The following is a 16,785-nucleotide window of genomic DNA, read 5'->3' on the forward strand; positions in this document are numbered from 1 at the left end:
GTGCGCCCCTTCTCGTAGCCGCCGGTTTCCCGGGCCCCTGCGAGTGGTGCTTGAGCTGCCTGTCCGCCGTCGGTTTCTTGTCGCCGCCCCCGTCAGCGTGTCCGCAGGTCGGTGAACGGCGGTTCCGGCCGTGGCCAGGATCAGACCGACGAGGCCTCCGTGCGTGCCGCCCCGGTCGTACCCGGCGGATAGGCTCGCCACCGTGACCGATTCCGTGCAGCTCACCCACGTCGACCCGGCGGGCGCGGCCCGCATGGTCGACGTCTCCGCCAAGCCGGTCACCGGCCGACTCGCCGTGGCCGCCGGCCGGTTGCGCACCACCGCCGAGGTGGTCGACCTGCTGCGCCGCGACGGCCTGCCCAAGGGCGACGCGCTCGCGGTCGGGCGGCTCGCCGGCATCATGGGCGCCAAGCGCACCCCCGACCTGATCCCGCTCTGCCATCCGATCGCGCTGCACGGCGTGACGGTCGACCTGCAACTCACCGAGGACACCGTCGAGATCACCGCGACGGCGCGGACCGCCGACCGGACCGGGGTGGAGATGGAGGCGCTGACCGCGGTGGCGGTGGCCGGGCTGGCCCTGGTCGACATGGTCAAGGCGGTCGACCCGGCCGCCTCGGTCGACGCGGTGCGGGTGCTCCGCAAGGAGGGCGGCAGGACCGGCGAGTGGGTCCGCCCGGAGGGCCGGCCGTGATCCGGGCCCGGGTGGTGGTGGCCTCCAACCGGGCCGCCGCCGGCGTCTACGCCGACACCAGCGGCCCCCTGCTGGTGGCCGGCCTGCGCGAGCTGGGCTGCGTCGTCGACGAGCCGGTGGTGGTCCCCGACGGCGAGCCGGTGGGCGAGGCGTTGCGGGCCGCCCTGGCCGACGGGGTCGATGTGGTGCTGACCAGCGGCGGCACCGGAATCACCCCCACCGACCGGACGCCGGACGTGACCCGGGCGCTGCTCGACTACGAGATTCCCGGCATCGCCGAGGCGATCCGGGCGCACAGCCGCGACCGGGTTCCCACCTCGGCCCTGTCCCGGGGCCTCGCTGGCGTGGCCGGCCGGATGCTCGTGGTCAACCTGCCCGGGTCGACCGGCGGCGCGCGGGACGGCCTCGCCGTCCTCGGCCCCATCCTCGTCCACACCGTCGATCAGTTGCGCGGCGGCGACCACTGACACCCGGCACACGGTCCACGGCGCTAGGCTCGCCCGGTGGGTGCGCGGAGGTGCCGCGCGCACCGCAGACGGTGAACGGAGGCCCCCGGTGAGCACGGAAACCGCCGCCGCCGCGGCGCAGGTCGCGGCGCCCCCGCCGGCCGCCTGGGAGGAGGCCCGCTCCCGGGTGTACGCGGTGGGCCTCGCCGCCGCCCTCCCCGCGATCCAGCGGCCGCTCGCCGACACCGACGGGCACACCCTGGCGGAGCCGTTGACCACGCGGACCGACCTGCCCGCCTTTCCGACCTCCGGCGTGGACGGCTGGGCGGTGCGCGGCGAGGGCCCGTGGGACGTCGTCGGGCGGGTGCTGGCCGGCAACACCCCGCATCCGCTGACCGCCGACGGCACCACCGTCGAGATCGCCACCGGCGCGATGGTCCCCGAGGGCACCACCGCGGTGCTCCGGGTCGAGGAGTCGAGCCGTACCGCCGACGGGCGGGTGGCCGGCACGCCGCGGCCGAGCCCGGAGTGGCGGCAGCCGGGCGAGGAGGCGTACGCGGGTGAGGAACTGCTCCCCGCCGGCACGCCGGTCGACCCGGCGCTGATCGGGCTGGCCGCCTCCTGCGGCCACGATCAGCTGCGGGTGCGTCGGCGGCCCCGGGCCGCGCTGCTGGTCTTCGGCGACGAGCTGCTGACCGCCGGCCCGCCCGACGCCGGCCGGGTACGCGACGCGCTCGGCCCGGCGGTGCCGGCCTGGCTGCGCCGGTACGGCTGCCAGGTCCGCTCCTCCGACGTGGTCGGCCCGGTGGCGGACACCCTCTCCGCGCACGTGGCGGCCCTGCGGTCCGCGCTGGCCAACGCGGACCTGGTCTGCACCACCGGCGGGACGATGCACGGCCCGGTCGACCACCTGCACCCCGCGCTGGAGGCGCTGGGCGCGGACTACGTGGTCAACACGGTCGCGGTCCGTCCGGGTTTCCCGATGCTGCTGGCCCGGCTGGCCGGCGCCGACGGCCGGGTCCGCTTCGTCGCCGGCCTGCCGGGCAACCCGCAGTCCGCGATCGTCGCCCTGGTCTCGCTGGTCGCGCCGCTGCTCGCCGGGCTGACCGGCCGGCCGATGCCGGCGCTGCCGCACGCCACGCTCGCCGAGCCGGTGCCAGGCCGCGGCGACTACACCCACCTGGCCCTGGTCCGGCTGGACCGGGCCGCCGGCACCGCCCACCCGCTGCGCCACGTCGGTTCGTCGATGCTGCGCGGGCTGGCCGGCGCCGACGGGTTCGCGGTGATCCGTCCGGGCACCACCGGCGAGGTCGGGGCGCGGGTGCCGGTCGTACCGCTGCCGCTGCTGCCCGGGGAGCGCTCGTGGTGACCGCCGGTCCCACGGTGACCGTCCTCGCGGTCACCGACCAGCCGCTCGACCTGGCCGCGCACGAGGCGGCGGTCGCCGACCGCCGGGCCGGCGCGGTGGTCTCCTTCCAGGGCGTGGTCCGCGACCACGACCATGGCCGCCCCGTCACCCTGCTGGAGTACGAGGGCCACCCGAGCGCCGCCGACGTGCTGCGCGAGGTCGCCGCCGAGGTCGCCGCCGACCCCGACGTGTACGCGGTCGCGGTGTCGCACCGGATCGGCCGGCTGGAGATCGGTGACGTGGCCCTGGTCGCCGCGGTCAGCACCGCGCACCGCGCCGCGGCCTTCGCGGCCTGCGCCCGCCTGGTCGACGAGGTCAAGGCGCGGCTGCCGATCTGGAAGCGGCAGCTGTTCGCCGACGGCACCGAGGAATGGGTCAACTGCCCCTGACCGGGCCTCCCGCCCCACCGCCCGTCCCCGCCGTCCCCTGGTTTGCGCACTTTCAGAGAAAGAGTGGCTGTTCCGCGTCGGACAGCCACTCTTTCTCTGAAAGTGTTGGCAGGGGTGGGAGGGGTCAGCGGCGGGCGGGGACGGCGGCGGTGCGGGAGAGCCGGTCGGTGTAGAAGGCCGGCTCGGCGCCCGGCCGCCAGGGCAGCGCGGCGACCAGCACGATCAGCGCCAGCGCGAGGGAGTTCTCCAGCAGCGCCCCGAGGAGCCCGTCCTGGTAGTGCGACACCTCGGGCAGTTGGTGCTCGTACGGCCAGATGGGCGAGACGAGGAAGAGCAGGTAGAGCCCCGCCGCCGCGACGGCGTGCCGCAGGCCGGTCAGCGTCGGGTACCAGATCGGCGGGCGCAGCCCGTTGACCCCGGGCGGCCCCCCGTACGAGGACGCCTGGCCGGCCCGCAGCGCCAGGCCCCGGCTCGCCTCGCGACGGCGTACGGCGGCGTCGGCGAGCACGACGATTGCCGGGATGACCCAGACCAGGTGGTGCGTCCAGGAGATCGGGCTGATCACGTTGGCGGTCAGCCCGACCAGGGTGAACGCGGTCAGTTCGTCGCCGTCGGCCCGGGCGGTGGCGGCCCGGGAGAGCCCGACCGCCAGGATCAGCACCGAGAACGACAGCCACAGCAGGCCGGGCGTCTCGATCGAGTCGTACAGCCGGGCGAGCAGGCCGGCCAGCGACTGGTTGGGCGTCATGTCGGCCGCGCCGACCCGCTCGGTCTGCCAGAGCACGCCGCCGAAGTAGGCCCGGGACTCCGTCCCGACCAGCGCGAACGTCCCCAGCGTCACGCCGATGGTGGTGGCGACGGCGGTGGCCGCCGTCCGCCACTGCCGGGTGATCAGCAGGTAGACGATGAAGAGCGCGGGGGTCAGCTTGACGGCGGTGGCCAGGCCGATGCCCATGCCGGCCCACGATCCGCTGTAGAGGAAGCGCACGAACGGGCCGTCGGTCGGGCGGCCGTGGGTGCCGCGCCGGGACCGCCAGCGCAACCCGACCAGGTCGGCCATGATCAGCGCGAAGAGCAGCAGGTTGACCTGGCCGTACCCGAGGGTTTCCCGGACCGGTTCGATGGCGACTGACATCGACGTCGCGATGCCCACGCTGAACCAGAGCGGCCAGCCGAGCCGATCCACGATCGGGCGCAGCAGCGCGGCCAGCACGAGGGCCAGGGCGGCGATGCTGCCCACCGCGTTGATCCAGCCTGCCGCCTCGATCGGCAGCCGGGCCATCGGCAGCATCATCAGCGCGGCGAACGGCGGGTAGGTGAACCCGAGGGTGGTGGTGGGCGCGATGAACTCGTACAGCTCGTGACCGCTCGCCCACCACACCACCGCGCCGTGGTAGATCTTCATGTCGAAGAAGTTGTACGGCCGCCCGAAAGCACCGATGGCGAGCCATGCGGCGTAGGCGACGGCGGCCACGACGCCGATCCGTACGACTGTCTTACGATCGATCCCACGCGTTGCGCGACGGACTGGGGCGAGACGGTCCAGCCGTCTACCGACGATCGCCGGCATGGCGTGGCCACCCCCGTACCAAAATCGTCCTACCCGTCCAGGTCCGGTACGGAGCCTAGAACGGCGCCTCACGTTGATGCCTCCCGCGTTATGCGACCGTGTCCGATCCCACACATGTTTTTGACATTTCCACCGCGTTAACGGCAGTCGGGTGGTTCAGGTGATTCGCGGCCTTGCGGGGGGTGGTGGCCGTATCGACGCAGGTCAGCCTGGAAGTCGCCGGGCCGCGGACGCCGAGCGGACGGCGATCCGGGCTTCCCGTCGGGCGGTACGCATCGCGCGGGTCACGGAACGTCGAGAGTGGCCGATGCGGTGACCGGTCCGCCAGCGCAGGCCCGGCTTCCCCTCGGTGTCGGCGGCGGCGAGCAGCAGGCCGCCGAAGAGGCCGAGGTTCTTCAGGAAGTGGATCTGGTTGTTGGTGCGCACCGTCGGGTCGTCGTTGTTCCAGAAGGGATGCCCGGCCGCGGTGGACGGCACCAGCGTGCCGGCGAGGATGAGCGCGGCCGGCCGGGTGAACCTTCCGGTGGCCAGCATCAGACCGCCGACCAGTTGCGCCATGGCATTGGCGCGGATCAGTGTCATGGTGTCGGTGGGGAGTTGCGGCGCGGCGTTGGAGATCAACGGAGCGATTCGGTCGGTGATCGGCTGGGCGGCCGGCACGAGGCGCTGGGGCTGCTGGAAGTTGCGGGCGCCGCTGACCACGAAGATGCCGCTCAACATGACGCGGGCGAGGGAGCGCACGGGTTTCATGGATCAGTCATACCCCGTCGGGGCGCCGGCTACCCGGACAACGGCCGATCCGGATCGGCCGACATGGACGCGACGCCACGCCGATCCGAGCGACCGTCGCTGATGGACCCGCCCCGACCGGTAACGTCGCGCGGGTGACGACCCTGCGGCTGCGCCCCGAGGACCCGGCGGACACTGGCCCGGTCCGGATGGTGCTGGCCGCCGCCTTCGCCCGCCCGGACGCCGCCGTCCCGGGCGAGGTGGCGCTCGTCGACGAGTTGCGCGACAGCGACGCGTGGATTCCCGAGCTGGCGATGGTGGCCGAGTACGGCGGCGAGGTGGTCGGGTACGCCCTGCTCAGCCGGGTCTTCGTCCGGTCCGACGGCGTCCGCGCCCCGGCGCTGGCGCTCGGGCCGGTCGCGGTGGCCCCGCACCGGCAGCGGGTCGGGCACGGCACCGCGGCGGTGCAGGCCGTGCTGGACGCGGCGACCGAGCTGGGCGAGCGCCTGGTGGTGGTGCTCGGCGACCCCGCCTACTACCGGCGCTTCGGGTTCACCCGGGCCGACCGGATGGGCCTGACCGGCCCGTGGTCGGGGCTGGGGGAGCCGTGGCAGGCGCTGACGCTGCCGGCGAGCACCAGCGGCGAGGGGCCGCCGCCGCGTGGCGAGGTGTTCTTCCCGGCACCCTGGTCCCGCGTCTGACCCCACCGAGGGAGGCCCGAGGCGGCGGTCAGGCCGGCTGGGTACGCAGGTAGCGGCCGAAGTGCGGGACGGTGAAGGCGACCGTGCCCCGCTCGCCGGAGTAGATCAGCCCCTTCTTGATCAGCGCGTCCCGGGCCGGGGAGAGGCTGGCCGGCTTGCGCCCCAGCGCCCGGGCGATCTCCGCGGTCGGCACGGCCGCGTCCATGTCGTCCCGGCCGCCGCCGTCGTCCTCCCCTTCCACCAGGGACAGGGTCGCCATGGCGCGCATGTACTCGCGCTCGGCCGGGGTGGCCCGCTCGAACCGGGAGCCGAAGAAGCCGACCGCCAGCTCGGCCTCCGCCTCGGGCGCGGCCACCCGGACGTCCGCGGCGGTGATCGGCGAGCGGGGCGCGTGGTCCCAGGTCGCCTTCCCGTACGCCTGGACGAAGTAGGGATAGCCGCCGGACTTCTCGTACAGCAGGTCGAGGGCCTTCTGCTCGTACTCGACCTGCTCCCGCTCGGCCGGCGCGCAGAGCGCCTGGTCGGCGGCGATCCGGTCGAGCCGGTCGATGCGCTGGTAGCGGAAGAGCCGCTCGGAGTAGGACTTCGCGGCGCTGAGCACGGCGGGCAGGTGCGGCAGGCCGGCGCCGACCACGATCAGCGGCGCGCCGAGCTGGGACAGCTCGTGGCAGGCGGCGCAGAGCGCGGAGACGTCCTCCGCGCCGAGGTCCTGCATCTCGTCGATGAAGACGGCGATCCCGGTGCCCACGTCGGCGGCCACCCCCGCCGCGTCGCTGAGCAGCTCGACCAGGTCGATCTCGATGTCGCCGGAGTCGGCCCGGCCGCTGCTCGCCGGCACGTCGATGCCGGGCTGCCACCGGTCGCGCAGCTTCGGGGCGGCGCCCCCGCGCCCGGTCGGCGCGGAGCGCTGGGCGAACGCCTTGAGCACGCCGAGGAAGGCGTCGATCCGGTCCGGGGCGCGGTGCCGGGGGGCCAGCTCGCGGACCGCCATGTGCAGGGCGGCGGCCACCGGCCGGCGCAGTGACTGGTCCGGCCGGGCTTCGATCTTGCCGGTGCCCCAGAGGCCGTTGATCGCCTGCGAGCGGAGGGTGTTGAGCAGCACGGTCTTGCCGACGCCCCGCAGCCCGGTGAGCATCAGGCTCCGCTCGGGGCGGCCCCGGGCGATGCGTTCCAGGACCACGTCGAAGACGTCCAGCTCCCGCCCCCGGCCGGCGAGTTCGGGCGGGCGCTGACCGGCGCCGGGGGCGTACGGGTTGCGGACGGGATCCACGCATCGCACAGTATCGGGCCGTCTAGCCGCGAGACTAGAGATGCGTAGACGGCGCTACCGGCGTGTCTCCCGGTCTCGACAGAAAGCTAGCCCTGTCTAGCCTGGACGCTAGACAGCTTTAGATTGGTCTCGTTTCCGCCACTGAGGGAGGGAATCAGCGCTGCTTCAGGCAGAGGACGAAGTCGAGGGTGTCCAGCTCGCTGTCGAAGAAGTACCAGTTGGTGTAGCCCGCCACCTCGGCGCACTTCGCCTCGGCGTCCTTCTCACCGCTGGTCTCCCCGTCGAAGCGCCGCAGCACCTGGTACGTCTTCGGGGCGCAGGCGCTGATCAGCAGCTTCGGCTTGCCACCTGACGGGCCCTCGTTGCGGACGCACTGCCCCGCCTTGACGAAGCGCGGGTCGGCGGAGGAAGCCGGCGCGGGGGTGGTGGGCACCGGCTCGGCCGGCCCGGGCAGCGCCGCGCCCGGCTCCGCGGACGCGGTCGACGCGGCGGTCGACGCCGACTCGTCGTCCCGACCGGCCAGGTACCACAGCGTCGCGGCGCCGCCGAGCACGAACACCGCCAGCACGGCCAGCACCGCGACCAGCGGACCCCGACCCCGCTTCGGGCGCGGCGGCGTCGGGTCACCGGGGTACGCGGTCGGGCCGGCCGACCGGTACGCCCCGGTGGGCGGCTGGACCTCGGTGGCCGCGTATCCGGCCTGCGGGTGGGGCTGGTAGCCGGCGTGCGGCTCGCCCCAACCAGGTGTGCCACGCGGATCCGGTGCGGCGCCGTACGCGTCCTCGGGGCGTCGCCCACCCCACGGCTCCGGGGCACCGCCGCCCGGTGGTCCGTAGTTCGCCATGCACGCCTCCTGCGTACTCGGTGCTGAGAGGCCGGCCACCCGCGCGGGACACCGACGTCCTGGTCACCGTAGCGTGGTCCACCGATGAGCTCACCTCCCGCGAGTGCGACTTCGAACCGGGCCGGCCTGATCTGGACGGCGCTGGTGCTGGTCTACGTCCTGTGGGGCTCCACCTATCTCGGCATCCGGATCGCCGTGGAGTCCATGCCGCCGCTCGCCTCGGCCGCCCTCCGGTTCGCCGTCGCCGGGCTGGTGCTCGCCGTCGTCCTGCGGCTGCGTCGCGGCCCGGGGGCGTTGCGGGTCGGCCGGCGCCAGCTCGGCTCCGCCGCCCTGGTCGGGGTGCTGCTGCTGGCCTGCGGCAACGGCCTGGTGGTGCTCGCCGAGTCGGGTCCGCCCGGAGTGGCCGTGCCGTCGGGCATCGCCGCGCTGCTGGTGGCCACCGTCCCGCTGCTGGTGGTGCTGCTCCGCACGACCACCGGCGACCGGCCGCCCGGCTGGACGTTCGGCGGGGTGACGCTCGGCTTCCTCGGCCTGGTGCTGCTGGTGCTCCCCACCGGCGGTACGGGCGCGGTGCCGCTGGCCGGCGCGCTCACCGTGGTCGCCGCGGCCACCTGCTGGTCGGTCGGCTCGTTCCTCTCCGGCCGGCTGTCCATGCCCGCCGACCCGTTCGTCGCCACCGTGTACGAGATGTTCGCCGGCGCGGCGGCGCTCGCCGTGTTCGCGCTGGCCCGGGGCGAGCTGCGGGACTTCTCGCCGGCCGAGGTGACCGCCCGGTCCTGGGCGGCGCTGGCGTACCTGATGGTGGCCGGCTCGCTGGTCGCCTTCACCGCGTACGTCTGGCTGCTGCACCACGCGCCCATCTCACTGGTCGCCACGTACGCCTACGTCAACCCGGCCGTCGCGGTCGGGCTCGGCGCGCTGCTGGCCGCCGAGCCGGTCACCGCGCAGGTGCTGCTCGGCGGCGCCGTGATCGTGGCCGGCGTGGCGCTGGTGGTGAGCACCGAGCGACCCCGGCGGCCGGCGGCGGAGGCCGCCGACGGGGCAGCCACGGAACCGGCGCACCGGTAACGTCCCGGCCCGTGTCCTTCGGGCTGGTGACCTCCGCCGCGCTGTGCGGCGCGCTCGTCGGCGCGACGGCACCGTCGGTCGCCCGCCGGTTCGCCCCCACCCCGGACCCGTCCGCCCCCACCCCGGCCTGGTCGGCGAGCGGCTGGGCCCTCGTCGGGGCGGTGGTGTTCGCCGGGCTGGCCGCCGCACTCGGGCCGGATCCGGCCCTGCCGGCGTACCTGCTGGTGGCGGGCTCCGGTGTGGTGCTGGCGGTGGTCGACCTGGCCTGCCTGCGGCTGCCCGACCCGCTGGTGGGCGCGGCCGGCCTCGGCGGCGCCGCCGGCCTCGGCGTGGCCGCGCTCGCCGCCGGCACGCCGGGTCGCCTGGCGGTCGCCCTCGCCGGGGCCGCGCTCTCCTTCGCCGGGTACGTGGTGCTGGCGCTGCTGCCCGGCGCCCGGCTCGGCTTCGGCGACGTGAAGCTCGCCGCCGCCCTCGGCCTGCCGCTCGGCTGGCTGGGCTGGTCGACCCTGGGAGTCGGGCTGGTCCTGCCGCACCTGCTCAACGGCGTGGTGGTGCTCGCCCTGCTGGCCGCCCGCCGGGTACGCCGGGACACCGCCCTGCCGTTCGGTCCGGCGTTGCTCGCCGGCGCCTGGCTGGCCGTGCTGTTCGCCTGAGCCCGGGGCGACGACCCGGACGGGCTTGACGTGGTGTGGCGTGTCGCGGAGCCCCCGGCTGATGCCGCCGCGAGTGATATGCCTGTCCGGCACAAATATGCCTGACAGGCATATTGCTCACCGGGGCAATGCCCTTCACCACCACCGCAACCAGCCAACCGGTGGCCAGCTCAGCCGGCCGATCAGATCAGGCGGAGCTGGCGGTCCTTCGGGCGGCGGGGCTCGGTCTCGCCGAAGCGCTCGAACAGCCCGGGGTCGATCACGTCGAGGAACGGCGACGGCCGGCACTCCCGTTCCGACCCGTGCCGCACCCGGTGGGCGGCGTGGCTGACGTAGAGCCGGTCCTGGGCGCGGGTCAGGCCGACGAAGAAGAGCCGCCGCTCCTCGGCGACCGCGTCGGCGTCCGGCTCGGTGCCGGGCCAGCGCAGCGGCAGCAGCCCGTCCTCGGCCCCGACCAGGAAGACCACCGGGAACTCCAGCCCCTTGGCGGCGTGCAGGGTGAGCAGGGTGACCGCCTCGGCGCGCGGGTCGAGCGCGTCGACCTCCGCGCCGGTGGCGAGCTGGGACAGGAACAGCCCCAGGTCGTCGCCGCAGCGGCGGGCCAGCGGGGTGAGCAGGTCCACCGCCGTGCGGACGTCCTCGGGGCGTACCGCGCCGGAGCCGTCCAGGGTGGGTGCGGCGAACCGCTCGGCGAGCACCTGACCGGCGAGGCGTACCCGGGCGGGCAGGCCGCCGCCGAGGCCGTCGGCGTGCCGCAGTTCCCGGGCGATGGCGGTCACCCCGGGCCGGTCCCGCAGCCGGTCGTGCGAGCGCTTCTGCACCGGGATGTTCGCCCGGGCGAGGGCGTCCACGATCGGGGCGGCCTGCGAGTCGGTGCGGTAGAGCACCGCGATGTCGGAGAAGGACAGCGTGGTCGATCGGCCGTCGATCCGCCCCGAGTCGAGCGACCGGTGGGAGAGGCCGCCGACCAGCTCGTCGATGGTGCGTACCACGAAATCGGCCTCGTCGGAGACGGAGGCCGCGGGGTAGCGACCGACCAGCGGGGCCTCCGGGTCGAGCCGGGCCGGGTCGAGCCGGCGGCCGCGCACCAGCGACGACGGCGCGATGGCCTGCACGGCGGCGGCCAGGATCGGTGCCGACGAGCGGTAGTTGCGGTTCAGCCGGACCAGCCGGGCGTCGGTGAAGTCCTGCGAGAAGCGCAGGAAGTAGCCCACGTCCGCACCCCGGAACGAGTAGATCGCCTGGTCCGGGTCGCCGATCGCGCAGAGGTTGCCGTCGGCGGGGCTGAGCAGGCGCAGCAGCTCGTACTGGACCGCGTCGACGTCCTGGTACTCGTCGACGAAGATCCACCGCCAGCGCTCGCGGTAGGCACGCACCAGCTTCTTGTCGGCCCGCAGCAGCGCCACCGGCAGGGTCAGCAGCTCGTCCAGGTCGACCAGGTCCTGCTTGCGCAGCAGCGCGGTGTAGCGGTCCGGGTCGTCCCCGGCCTCGGTACGGGCGGCCGCCCGGTCCGCGTCGTCGGCGATCCGGAAGCTCGCCGGAAGCCCGGCGGCCTCCGCGTTCTCGCGCAGGATGGTCAGCCCGAGGGAGTGGAACGTGCCGACGGTGACGTCCTCGGCCACCGGGCCGAGCAGCCCGTCGAGGCGGTGCCGCAGCTCCTCGGCGGCCCGCCGGGTGAACGTGATCGCCAGGCACTGCTCGGGGAAGACGTTCAGCTCCGCGCAGAGGTACGCGATCCGGTGGGTCAGCGTCCGGGTCTTGCCGGTACCGGGGCCGGCCACGATCAGCAGCGGACCACCCGGCGCGGACGCGGCCACCCGCTGCATCGCGTCCAACCGGTCGAGCAGGCCGGTGCCGACCTCCTCCATGCCGGCGAGCATCGGCTCGAACGGCTCGTGCGGCGAGGGCGCCGGCGCGATCGGCGGCAGGGGCGGCGGGACGGCCTTCCGCTTCGGCTCGGCCTTCGGCGCCGCCGGGCGTCGGGCCTTCGCCTTCACCGCCGGCTCCGCGGGCCGCCGCTGCACCGGCACGGGTACGTCGAAGAGCGTCTCCGCCTGCGTCCCCGTCGCCTTCGCGCCCAGCTCGGCCGGGTCGAAGAGGGTGATCACGCCGTACTCGCCGTCGTAGCCCGGCACCCGGCGGACGTCGCCGCGGCGCAGCCGGCCGATGCCCTCGGCCAGCAGTTCGCCGCCGACCCGCCCGATCTCGTCCAGCGGGGTACGGATGAGGATGTCCAGCTCCGGGCCGAGCGCCGCGACCAGCTCGTTGAGCTTCCCCTCGACCTTCTTGGCGCGCGCGCCCACCTTGTTGATCTCGCCGACGATCTCGGCCAGCGGCACCAGGTGGGTGACCTCGCGGGCGTGCGCGGGGCGGTGCCCCTCCGGCCGGTCGGCCAGCTCCTCGACCCGGCTCAGCACGCCGACGGTCAGCGGCTTGCCGCACTCCGGGCAGCGGCCACCGGCCAGCCTGGTCCGCTCCGGCGACCAGTTGACGCCGCACAGCCGGTGCCCGTCCGCGTGGTACTTCCCCTCTTCCGGGAAGAACTCGATCGTCCCGGCCAGCCCGTCGCCGGTGCGCAGCGCCTCGCGGATCGCGAAGTAGTCGCGGCCGGAGGCGAAGACCGTCGCCTCGCGGGCCAGCGCCGGCGGGGAGTGCGCGTCGGAGTTGGAGACGAGCTGGTAGCGGTCCAGGCTGCCGACCCGCCAGTTCATCTCGGGGTCGGAGGAGAGGCCGGTCTCCACCGCGAAGACGTGCTCGGCCAGGTCGGCGTAGCAGTCGGCGATCGCGTCGAAGCCGGACTTCGAGCCGAGCGCGGAGAACCAGGGCGTCCAGATGTGCGCCGGGACCAGGTAGCCCTCGCTGCTGGCCTCCAGGGTGATCTCCAGCAGGTCCCGGGAGTCCAGGCCGAGGATCGGCCGGCCGTCCGAGCCGAGGTTGCCGATCCGGCCCAGCGCCGTGTTGAACCTCGCCACCGCGTCCAGGTCGGGCAGGTAGATCAGGTGGTGGACCTTCCGGGTCCGGTCGTCCCGCTTGTAGATGGTGGAGATCTCCACGCTGAGCATGAACCGGACCGGGTCCGCCTCCGCCTCGCTGGCCAGCCGGGGCGGCAGCCCGCGGGCGATGTCCCGCTCCGCCTCGGGGCTGAGCCGGTAGAGCCCCGGCTCGGCCGGCTGCAGCGTCTCGCGCAGATGGTCGTACCAGGCGGGGTGGGTGAAATCCCCGGTGCCGAGCACTCCGATGCCCTTGCGCCGGGCCCACCAGCCGAGGTTGGGCAGGGTGAGATCGCGGCTGCACGCGCGCGAGTACTTCGAGTGGATGTGCAGGTCCGCGACGAACGGCGGAACGCCACCGGGGGGTGCGGCGCTGAACGGAGGCACGCCGCATCCTGTCACGGCCGGTCCACTGCCCGCCCGCCGCCACGCGTAGGCGTGACCTGAGCAATCCGATGCTGGACTCCGCCGCCCGGTCGCGCTACGGGGCGCGCAGCTCGACGAGGGTGATCTGGGGAGGGGCGCCGACCCGCACCGGCGGGCCCCAGAAGCCGGCGCCGTTGGTGACGTACACCTTGGTGCCGTCCACCTCGCCGAGGCCGGAGACGACCGGCTGCTGGAGCCCGACGGCCAGGTTGAACGGCACGATCTGACCGCCGTGGGTGTGCCCAGAGAGTTGGAGGTCGACGCCGAACCTGGCCGCCTCGTGCGCGGCGACCGGCTGGTGGGCCAGCAGCACCACCGGGCGGCTCGGGTCGCGGTCGCCGAGCGCGGCCGCGTAGTCGGCGGGCGCGGCCAGGCCGGTGCCGGCGGCGGTCACGTCGTTGACGCCGGCCAGGTCCAGCACACCGCCCCGGGCGTGGATCTCCTGCCGCTGGTTCTGCAACACCCGCAGGCCGAGCCGGTCCACCTCCTGGACCCACTCCTCCACGCCGGAGTAGTACTCGTGGTTGCCGGTGACGAAGAAGCTGCCGTACCGGGAGCGCAGGCCGCGCAGCGGCGCCGCCGCCTCGCCCAGTTCGGCGACCGAGCCGTCGACCAGGTCGCCGACGACCGCGACGAGGTCGGCGTCGAGGCGGTTGATCGCGGCCACGATCCGTTCGGTGTGCTCCCGTCCGCGCAGCGGCCCGAGGTGGATGTCGGAGACGGTGGCGATCCGCAGGCCGTCCATGCCGCGCGGCAGCCTGGCCAGCGGGATGCGGACCCGGTCCAGCTCGGGCGGGCCCATCGCGGTGCGGACGCCGTACCCGGTGACGCCGGCGGCGGTGAGACCGGCGAAGATCGCCGCGCCCCGGGCGAGCAGCAGCCGGCGCGAGGCGTCGTGGTCCGGCTGGTCGACGGCCTCGACGGCCTCGATGGCCTCGACGGCCGGCGGGTCGGCGGTGCCGGCCGCCCCGACCAGCACCGGTTCCGGCGCGGCGGCGGTCGACTCGGCGACCGCCGACCGGCGGCGCAGCACCAGCCGGGCGACCGCCATCGGCACTTCCAGCACCAGCAGCAGGACCAGCAGGTAGAACATCACCGCCAGCCAGAGGTAGCCCGGCCAGGCCAGCCAGAACGCCCCGACGGCCCGGGTGCCGGCCATCGTGGCCGGTACGAGCAGCGCCAGCACCAGCGCGGCCACGCCGCCGATCCGCCGCCACCGCCCCGGACGGGTGGTGTCCTTGACCAGCCGCTTCCACAGGTAGAAGTGGATCAGACCGGTGATCAGGGCCAGGGTGGCCACGAACGCCAGAATCGCCAACATGCCAGCCCTCTCTCAGCCGCCCGCGAAGGGGGGCAGCACGTCGATCGTGACCCCGGCCGGCAACGGTGCCCGACGATCATGGCAGTGCACCCCGTCGACCAGGAAACTCGCCACCTCCAGCACGGCGGCCAGCCGCGGCCCGTGCCGCTCGGCGAGTGCACCGACCAGTTCGTCCAACGACCGGCCCGCGGCGGCGGTCTCCTCGGTACGGCCGGCGGCGGCCCGGGCCCCGGCGAAGTAGCGGACGGTGAGGTCCACGGCTCAGCCTCCGATCGCCGACATCGGGCGGGCCGGTTGCAGGAAGGCGGGGTCGTCGATGCCGTGCCCGGCGCGCTTGCCCCGCATCGCCGCCTGCCAGCGGCGGGCCAGCTCGGCGTCGTCCGCCCCGGCGCGCAGCGCGCCGCGCAGGTCGGACTCCTCGGTGGCGAAGAGGCAGGCCCGGACCTGACCGTCGGCGGTGAGCCGGGTCCGGTCGCAGTCGCCGCAGAACGGGCGGGTCACGCTGGCGATCACCCCGACCCGGGCCGGCCCGCCGTCGACCAGCCAGGTCTCCGCGGGGGCCGCGCCCCGCTCGGCCGGGTCGGCCGTCAGGGCGAACTCGCCGGCCAGCGAGGCCAGGATCTCGTCGGCGGTGACCATGGTGGCCCGGTCCCAGCCGTGCTGGGCGTCCAGTGGCATCTGCTCGATGAACCGCAGCTCGTAGCCGTGGTCGAGGGCGAACCGCAGCAGCGCCGGAGCCTCGTCGTCGTTGACGCCCCGCATCAGCACGGAGTTGACCTTCACCGGGGTGAGCCCGGCGGCGGCGGCGCCGACCAGCCCGGCGAGCACGTCGGCCAGCCGGTCCCGCCGGGTCAGCCGGGTGAACCGGTCGCCGTCCAGGGTGTCCAGCGACACGTTGACCCGGTCCAGCCCGGCCTCGCGCAGCGTGGGCGCGAGCCGGCCCAGGCCGATGCCGTTGGTGGTGAGGGAGATCCGGGGGCGGGGCGTCAGCGCGGCCACCGCGGCGACGATGCCGGCCAGCCCCGGTCGGATCAGCGGCTCGCCGCCGGTGAAGCGGACCTCGGTCACCCCGAGCCGGTCCACGGCGACCCGGATAAGTCGGACGATCTCGTCGTCGCCGAGCAGTTGCGGCCCGGCCAGCCAGGGCAGCCCCTCCGCCGGCATGCAGTACGTGCAGCGCAGGTTGCACTTGTCGGTCAGCGAGACGCGCAGGTCCCGGGCGACGCGGCCGTACCGGTCGACGAGGACGCCGTCGGTCGGGGCGGCGGTCACCCGTCGACCGTAGCGCGGCCGGTCCCGCCCAGCGCGGCTCGGGCGGCCCGGGCGACCGCGTCGCGGTAGGCCGCGCCGAACGCGGCGGTGTGCACCAGCAGCAGGTGGAGTTGGTGCAGCGACAGCCGTTCCCGCCAGCCGTCGGCCAGCGGCCACTCCTCCCGGTAGGCGCTCACGATCCGGTCGAGGTGCGGGGTCCCGCCGAAGAGGGCCAGCTGGGCCAGGTCGGTCTCCCGGTGCCCGCCGTGCGCCGCCGGGTCGACCAGCCACGCCCGGTCGTCCGCGCCCCAGAGCACGTTCCCCGGCCACAGGTCGCCGTGCAGCCGGGCCGGCGGCTCGGCGCCGCCGAACTCGCCGATCCGGGCGACGACCCGCTCCACCAGCGCGGCCTCCGCGCCGCCGAGCGCGCCGCCGTCCACCGACAGTTCCAGGTACGGCAGCAGCCGGCGCCGGGCGAACCAGTCCGGCCAGGGCCCCTCGTCGGGGGTGTTGTCCTGCTCTAGCGGGCCGATGAAGCCGGGCCAGTCGGCGCCGAACGCGGACGCCCCGGCCCGGTGCATCCCGGCCAGCTCCCGGCCGAACCGTTCGGCCGCCTCCGGGGACGGCTCGCCCGGCTCCACCCAGTCCAGCGCGAGCAGTTCCGGCAGTGCCACCACCACCTCCGGTACGGCCACCGTGCCCGCCGCGCGCAGCCAGCGCAGCCCGGCGGCCTCGCTGGCGAAGAAGCCCTCGGGCGCCGGTCGGCCGGCCCGCTCGGGCCAGGTCTTGGCGAAGACGGAGTGGCCGTCGTCGAGGGTGAGCCGGGAGGCGGCGCAGACGTCCCCGCCGGAGACCGGCGTCTCCCGGATCCGCTGGTGGGTCAGGAACGTCGGCAGGTGCTCCGGATGCGCCCGCAGGTATGCCAGGTCCATCAGCGCAAGGTAGCCGTTCCGCGAGCGCCCGGGTGGATTCCGAACCCGCCAAATCCGTGCCACCTGCAGGAACACTCTCCGTGTCTGTGGATA

16 protein-coding genes are annotated in these 16,785 nt (G+C 74.8%); 7 read left to right on the forward strand and 9 right to left on the reverse strand.

The genetic code is table 11. From position 1 onward, the window contains the following. The first annotated feature begins 202 nt into the window (after positions 1–202). The 4 genes from moaC to AB0I41_RS03585 all read left to right on the forward strand — a co-directional run bounded on the left by moaC (position 203) and on the right by AB0I41_RS03585 (position 2,937). Positions 203–694 carry a cyclic pyranopterin monophosphate synthase MoaC gene (gene moaC / locus AB0I41_RS03570; RefSeq protein ID WP_357101396.1) on the forward strand — a complete coding sequence of 164 codons (492 nt, stop codon included), beginning with the start codon at positions 203–205 and terminating at the stop codon, positions 692–694. Next, positions 691–1,161, forward strand: coding sequence for a MogA/MoaB family molybdenum cofactor biosynthesis protein (locus AB0I41_RS03575; RefSeq protein WP_357101637.1), 471 nt, complete (start codon positions 691–693; stop codon positions 1,159–1,161). The genes moaC and AB0I41_RS03575 overlap by 4 nt, the downstream gene beginning before the upstream one ends. Positions 1,162–1,249: 88 nt before the next feature. Beyond that, a complete protein-coding gene (locus tag AB0I41_RS03580) occupies positions 1,250–2,509 on the forward strand; it encodes a molybdopterin molybdotransferase MoeA (protein ID WP_357101398.1) in 1,260 nt (419 codons plus the stop codon). After that, entirely contained in the window at positions 2,506–2,937 is a 432-nt protein-coding gene (locus AB0I41_RS03585) for a molybdenum cofactor biosynthesis protein MoaE (RefSeq protein ID WP_357101400.1), read from the forward strand. The genes AB0I41_RS03580 and AB0I41_RS03585 overlap by 4 nt, the downstream gene beginning before the upstream one ends. 124 nt (positions 2,938–3,061) lie before the next feature. Here AB0I41_RS03585 and AB0I41_RS03590 read toward each other — a convergent pair whose 3' ends face one another. Together AB0I41_RS03590 and AB0I41_RS03595 are read right to left on the reverse strand one after the other, a co-directional pair. Beyond that, positions 3,062–4,507 (reverse strand): glycosyltransferase 87 family protein, encoded by a 1,446-nt coding sequence (locus AB0I41_RS03590; RefSeq protein WP_357101402.1) that lies wholly within the window; start codon positions 4,505–4,507, stop codon positions 3,062–3,064. A gap of 204 nt (positions 4,508–4,711) precedes the next feature. Continuing rightward, positions 4,712–5,257 (reverse strand): DoxX family protein, encoded by a 546-nt coding sequence (locus AB0I41_RS03595; protein WP_357101404.1) that lies wholly within the window; start codon positions 5,255–5,257, stop codon positions 4,712–4,714. 134 nt (positions 5,258–5,391) lie between these two features. On the opposite strand from AB0I41_RS03595, the gene AB0I41_RS03600 reads away from it, so the two are divergent. After that, on the forward strand, positions 5,392–5,937 hold the full coding sequence (locus AB0I41_RS03600; protein ID WP_357101406.1) for an N-acetyltransferase: 546 nt from the start codon (positions 5,392–5,394) through the stop codon (positions 5,935–5,937). 28 nt (positions 5,938–5,965) lie between these two features. On the opposite strand, the gene AB0I41_RS03605 is transcribed toward AB0I41_RS03600, so the two are convergent. Then, the gene (locus AB0I41_RS03605) at positions 5,966–7,207 is read right to left on the reverse strand and encodes an ATP-binding protein (protein WP_357101408.1); all 1,242 of its coding nucleotides are present in this window, start codon (positions 7,205–7,207) and stop codon (positions 5,966–5,968) included. Positions 7,208–7,361: 154 nt separating this feature from the next. After that, complete coding sequence (locus AB0I41_RS03610; protein ID WP_357101410.1) at positions 7,362–8,051, reverse strand: flagellar basal body protein FliL; 690 nt, start codon at positions 8,049–8,051, stop codon at positions 7,362–7,364. Positions 8,052–8,135: 84 nt separating this feature from the next. Between AB0I41_RS03610 and AB0I41_RS03615 the strand changes: the two genes are divergently transcribed. Next, a complete protein-coding gene (locus AB0I41_RS03615; protein WP_357101412.1) occupies positions 8,136–9,119 on the forward strand; it encodes an EamA family transporter in 984 nt (327 codons plus the stop codon). Between the two features lie 11 nt (positions 9,120–9,130). Continuing rightward, entirely contained in the window at positions 9,131–9,772 is a 642-nt protein-coding gene (locus AB0I41_RS03620) for an A24 family peptidase (protein WP_357101414.1), read from the forward strand. Between the two features lie 182 nt (positions 9,773–9,954). On the opposite strand, the gene AB0I41_RS03625 is transcribed toward AB0I41_RS03620, so the two are convergent. The 5 genes from AB0I41_RS03625 to AB0I41_RS03645 form a co-directional block, all read right to left on the reverse strand. Then, the gene (locus tag AB0I41_RS03625) at positions 9,955–13,149 is read right to left on the reverse strand and encodes a UvrD-helicase domain-containing protein (RefSeq protein ID WP_357101416.1); all 3,195 of its coding nucleotides are present in this window, start codon (positions 13,147–13,149) and stop codon (positions 9,955–9,957) included. Positions 13,150–13,243: 94 nt separating this feature from the next. After that, positions 13,244–14,509, reverse strand: a complete 1,266-nt coding sequence (locus AB0I41_RS03630; protein ID WP_357101418.1) for a metallophosphoesterase — start codon at positions 14,507–14,509, stop codon at positions 13,244–13,246. 12 nt (positions 14,510–14,521) lie between these two features. After that, entirely contained in the window at positions 14,522–14,767 is a 246-nt protein-coding gene (locus tag AB0I41_RS03635) for a MoaD/ThiS family protein (RefSeq protein ID WP_357101420.1), read from the reverse strand. 3 nt (positions 14,768–14,770) lie between these two features. Further along, a complete protein-coding gene (moaA, locus tag AB0I41_RS03640) occupies positions 14,771–15,781 on the reverse strand; it encodes a GTP 3',8-cyclase MoaA (protein ID WP_357101422.1) in 1,011 nt (336 codons plus the stop codon). Continuing rightward, positions 15,778–16,692 carry a fructosamine kinase family protein gene (locus AB0I41_RS03645; RefSeq protein WP_357101424.1) on the reverse strand — a complete coding sequence of 305 codons (915 nt, stop codon included), beginning with the start codon at positions 16,690–16,692 and terminating at the stop codon, positions 15,778–15,780. The genes moaA and AB0I41_RS03645 overlap by 4 nt, the downstream gene beginning before the upstream one ends. Positions 16,693–16,785 lie beyond the last annotated feature (93 nt).

Origin of the sequence: Micromonospora sp. NPDC050200, from assembly GCF_040656135.1 — a bacterium.
Lineage (GTDB): Bacteria > Actinomycetota > Actinomycetes > Mycobacteriales > Micromonosporaceae > Micromonospora.

Excerpts from the sequence above, each read along its gene's own strand:
- AB0I41_RS03590 (WP_357101402.1), bottom strand. The coding sequence starts at position 4,507 with ATGCCGGCGATCGTCGGTAGACGGCTGGACCGTCTCGCCCCAGTCCGT.
- AB0I41_RS03595 (WP_357101404.1), bottom strand. The coding sequence starts at position 5,257 with ATGAAACCCGTGCGCTCCCTCGCCCGCGTCATGTTGAGCGGCATCTTC.
- AB0I41_RS03610 (WP_357101410.1), bottom strand. The coding sequence starts at position 8,051 with ATGGCGAACTACGGACCACCGGGCGGCGGTGCCCCGGAGCCGTGGGGT.
- AB0I41_RS03615 (WP_357101412.1), top strand. The coding sequence starts at position 8,136 with ATGAGCTCACCTCCCGCGAGTGCGACTTCGAACCGGGCCGGCCTGATC.
- AB0I41_RS03630 (WP_357101418.1), bottom strand. The coding sequence starts at position 14,509 with ATGTTGGCGATTCTGGCGTTCGTGGCCACCCTGGCCCTGATCACCGGT.
- AB0I41_RS03645 (WP_357101424.1), bottom strand. The coding sequence starts at position 16,692 with ATGGACCTGGCATACCTGCGGGCGCATCCGGAGCACCTGCCGACGTTC.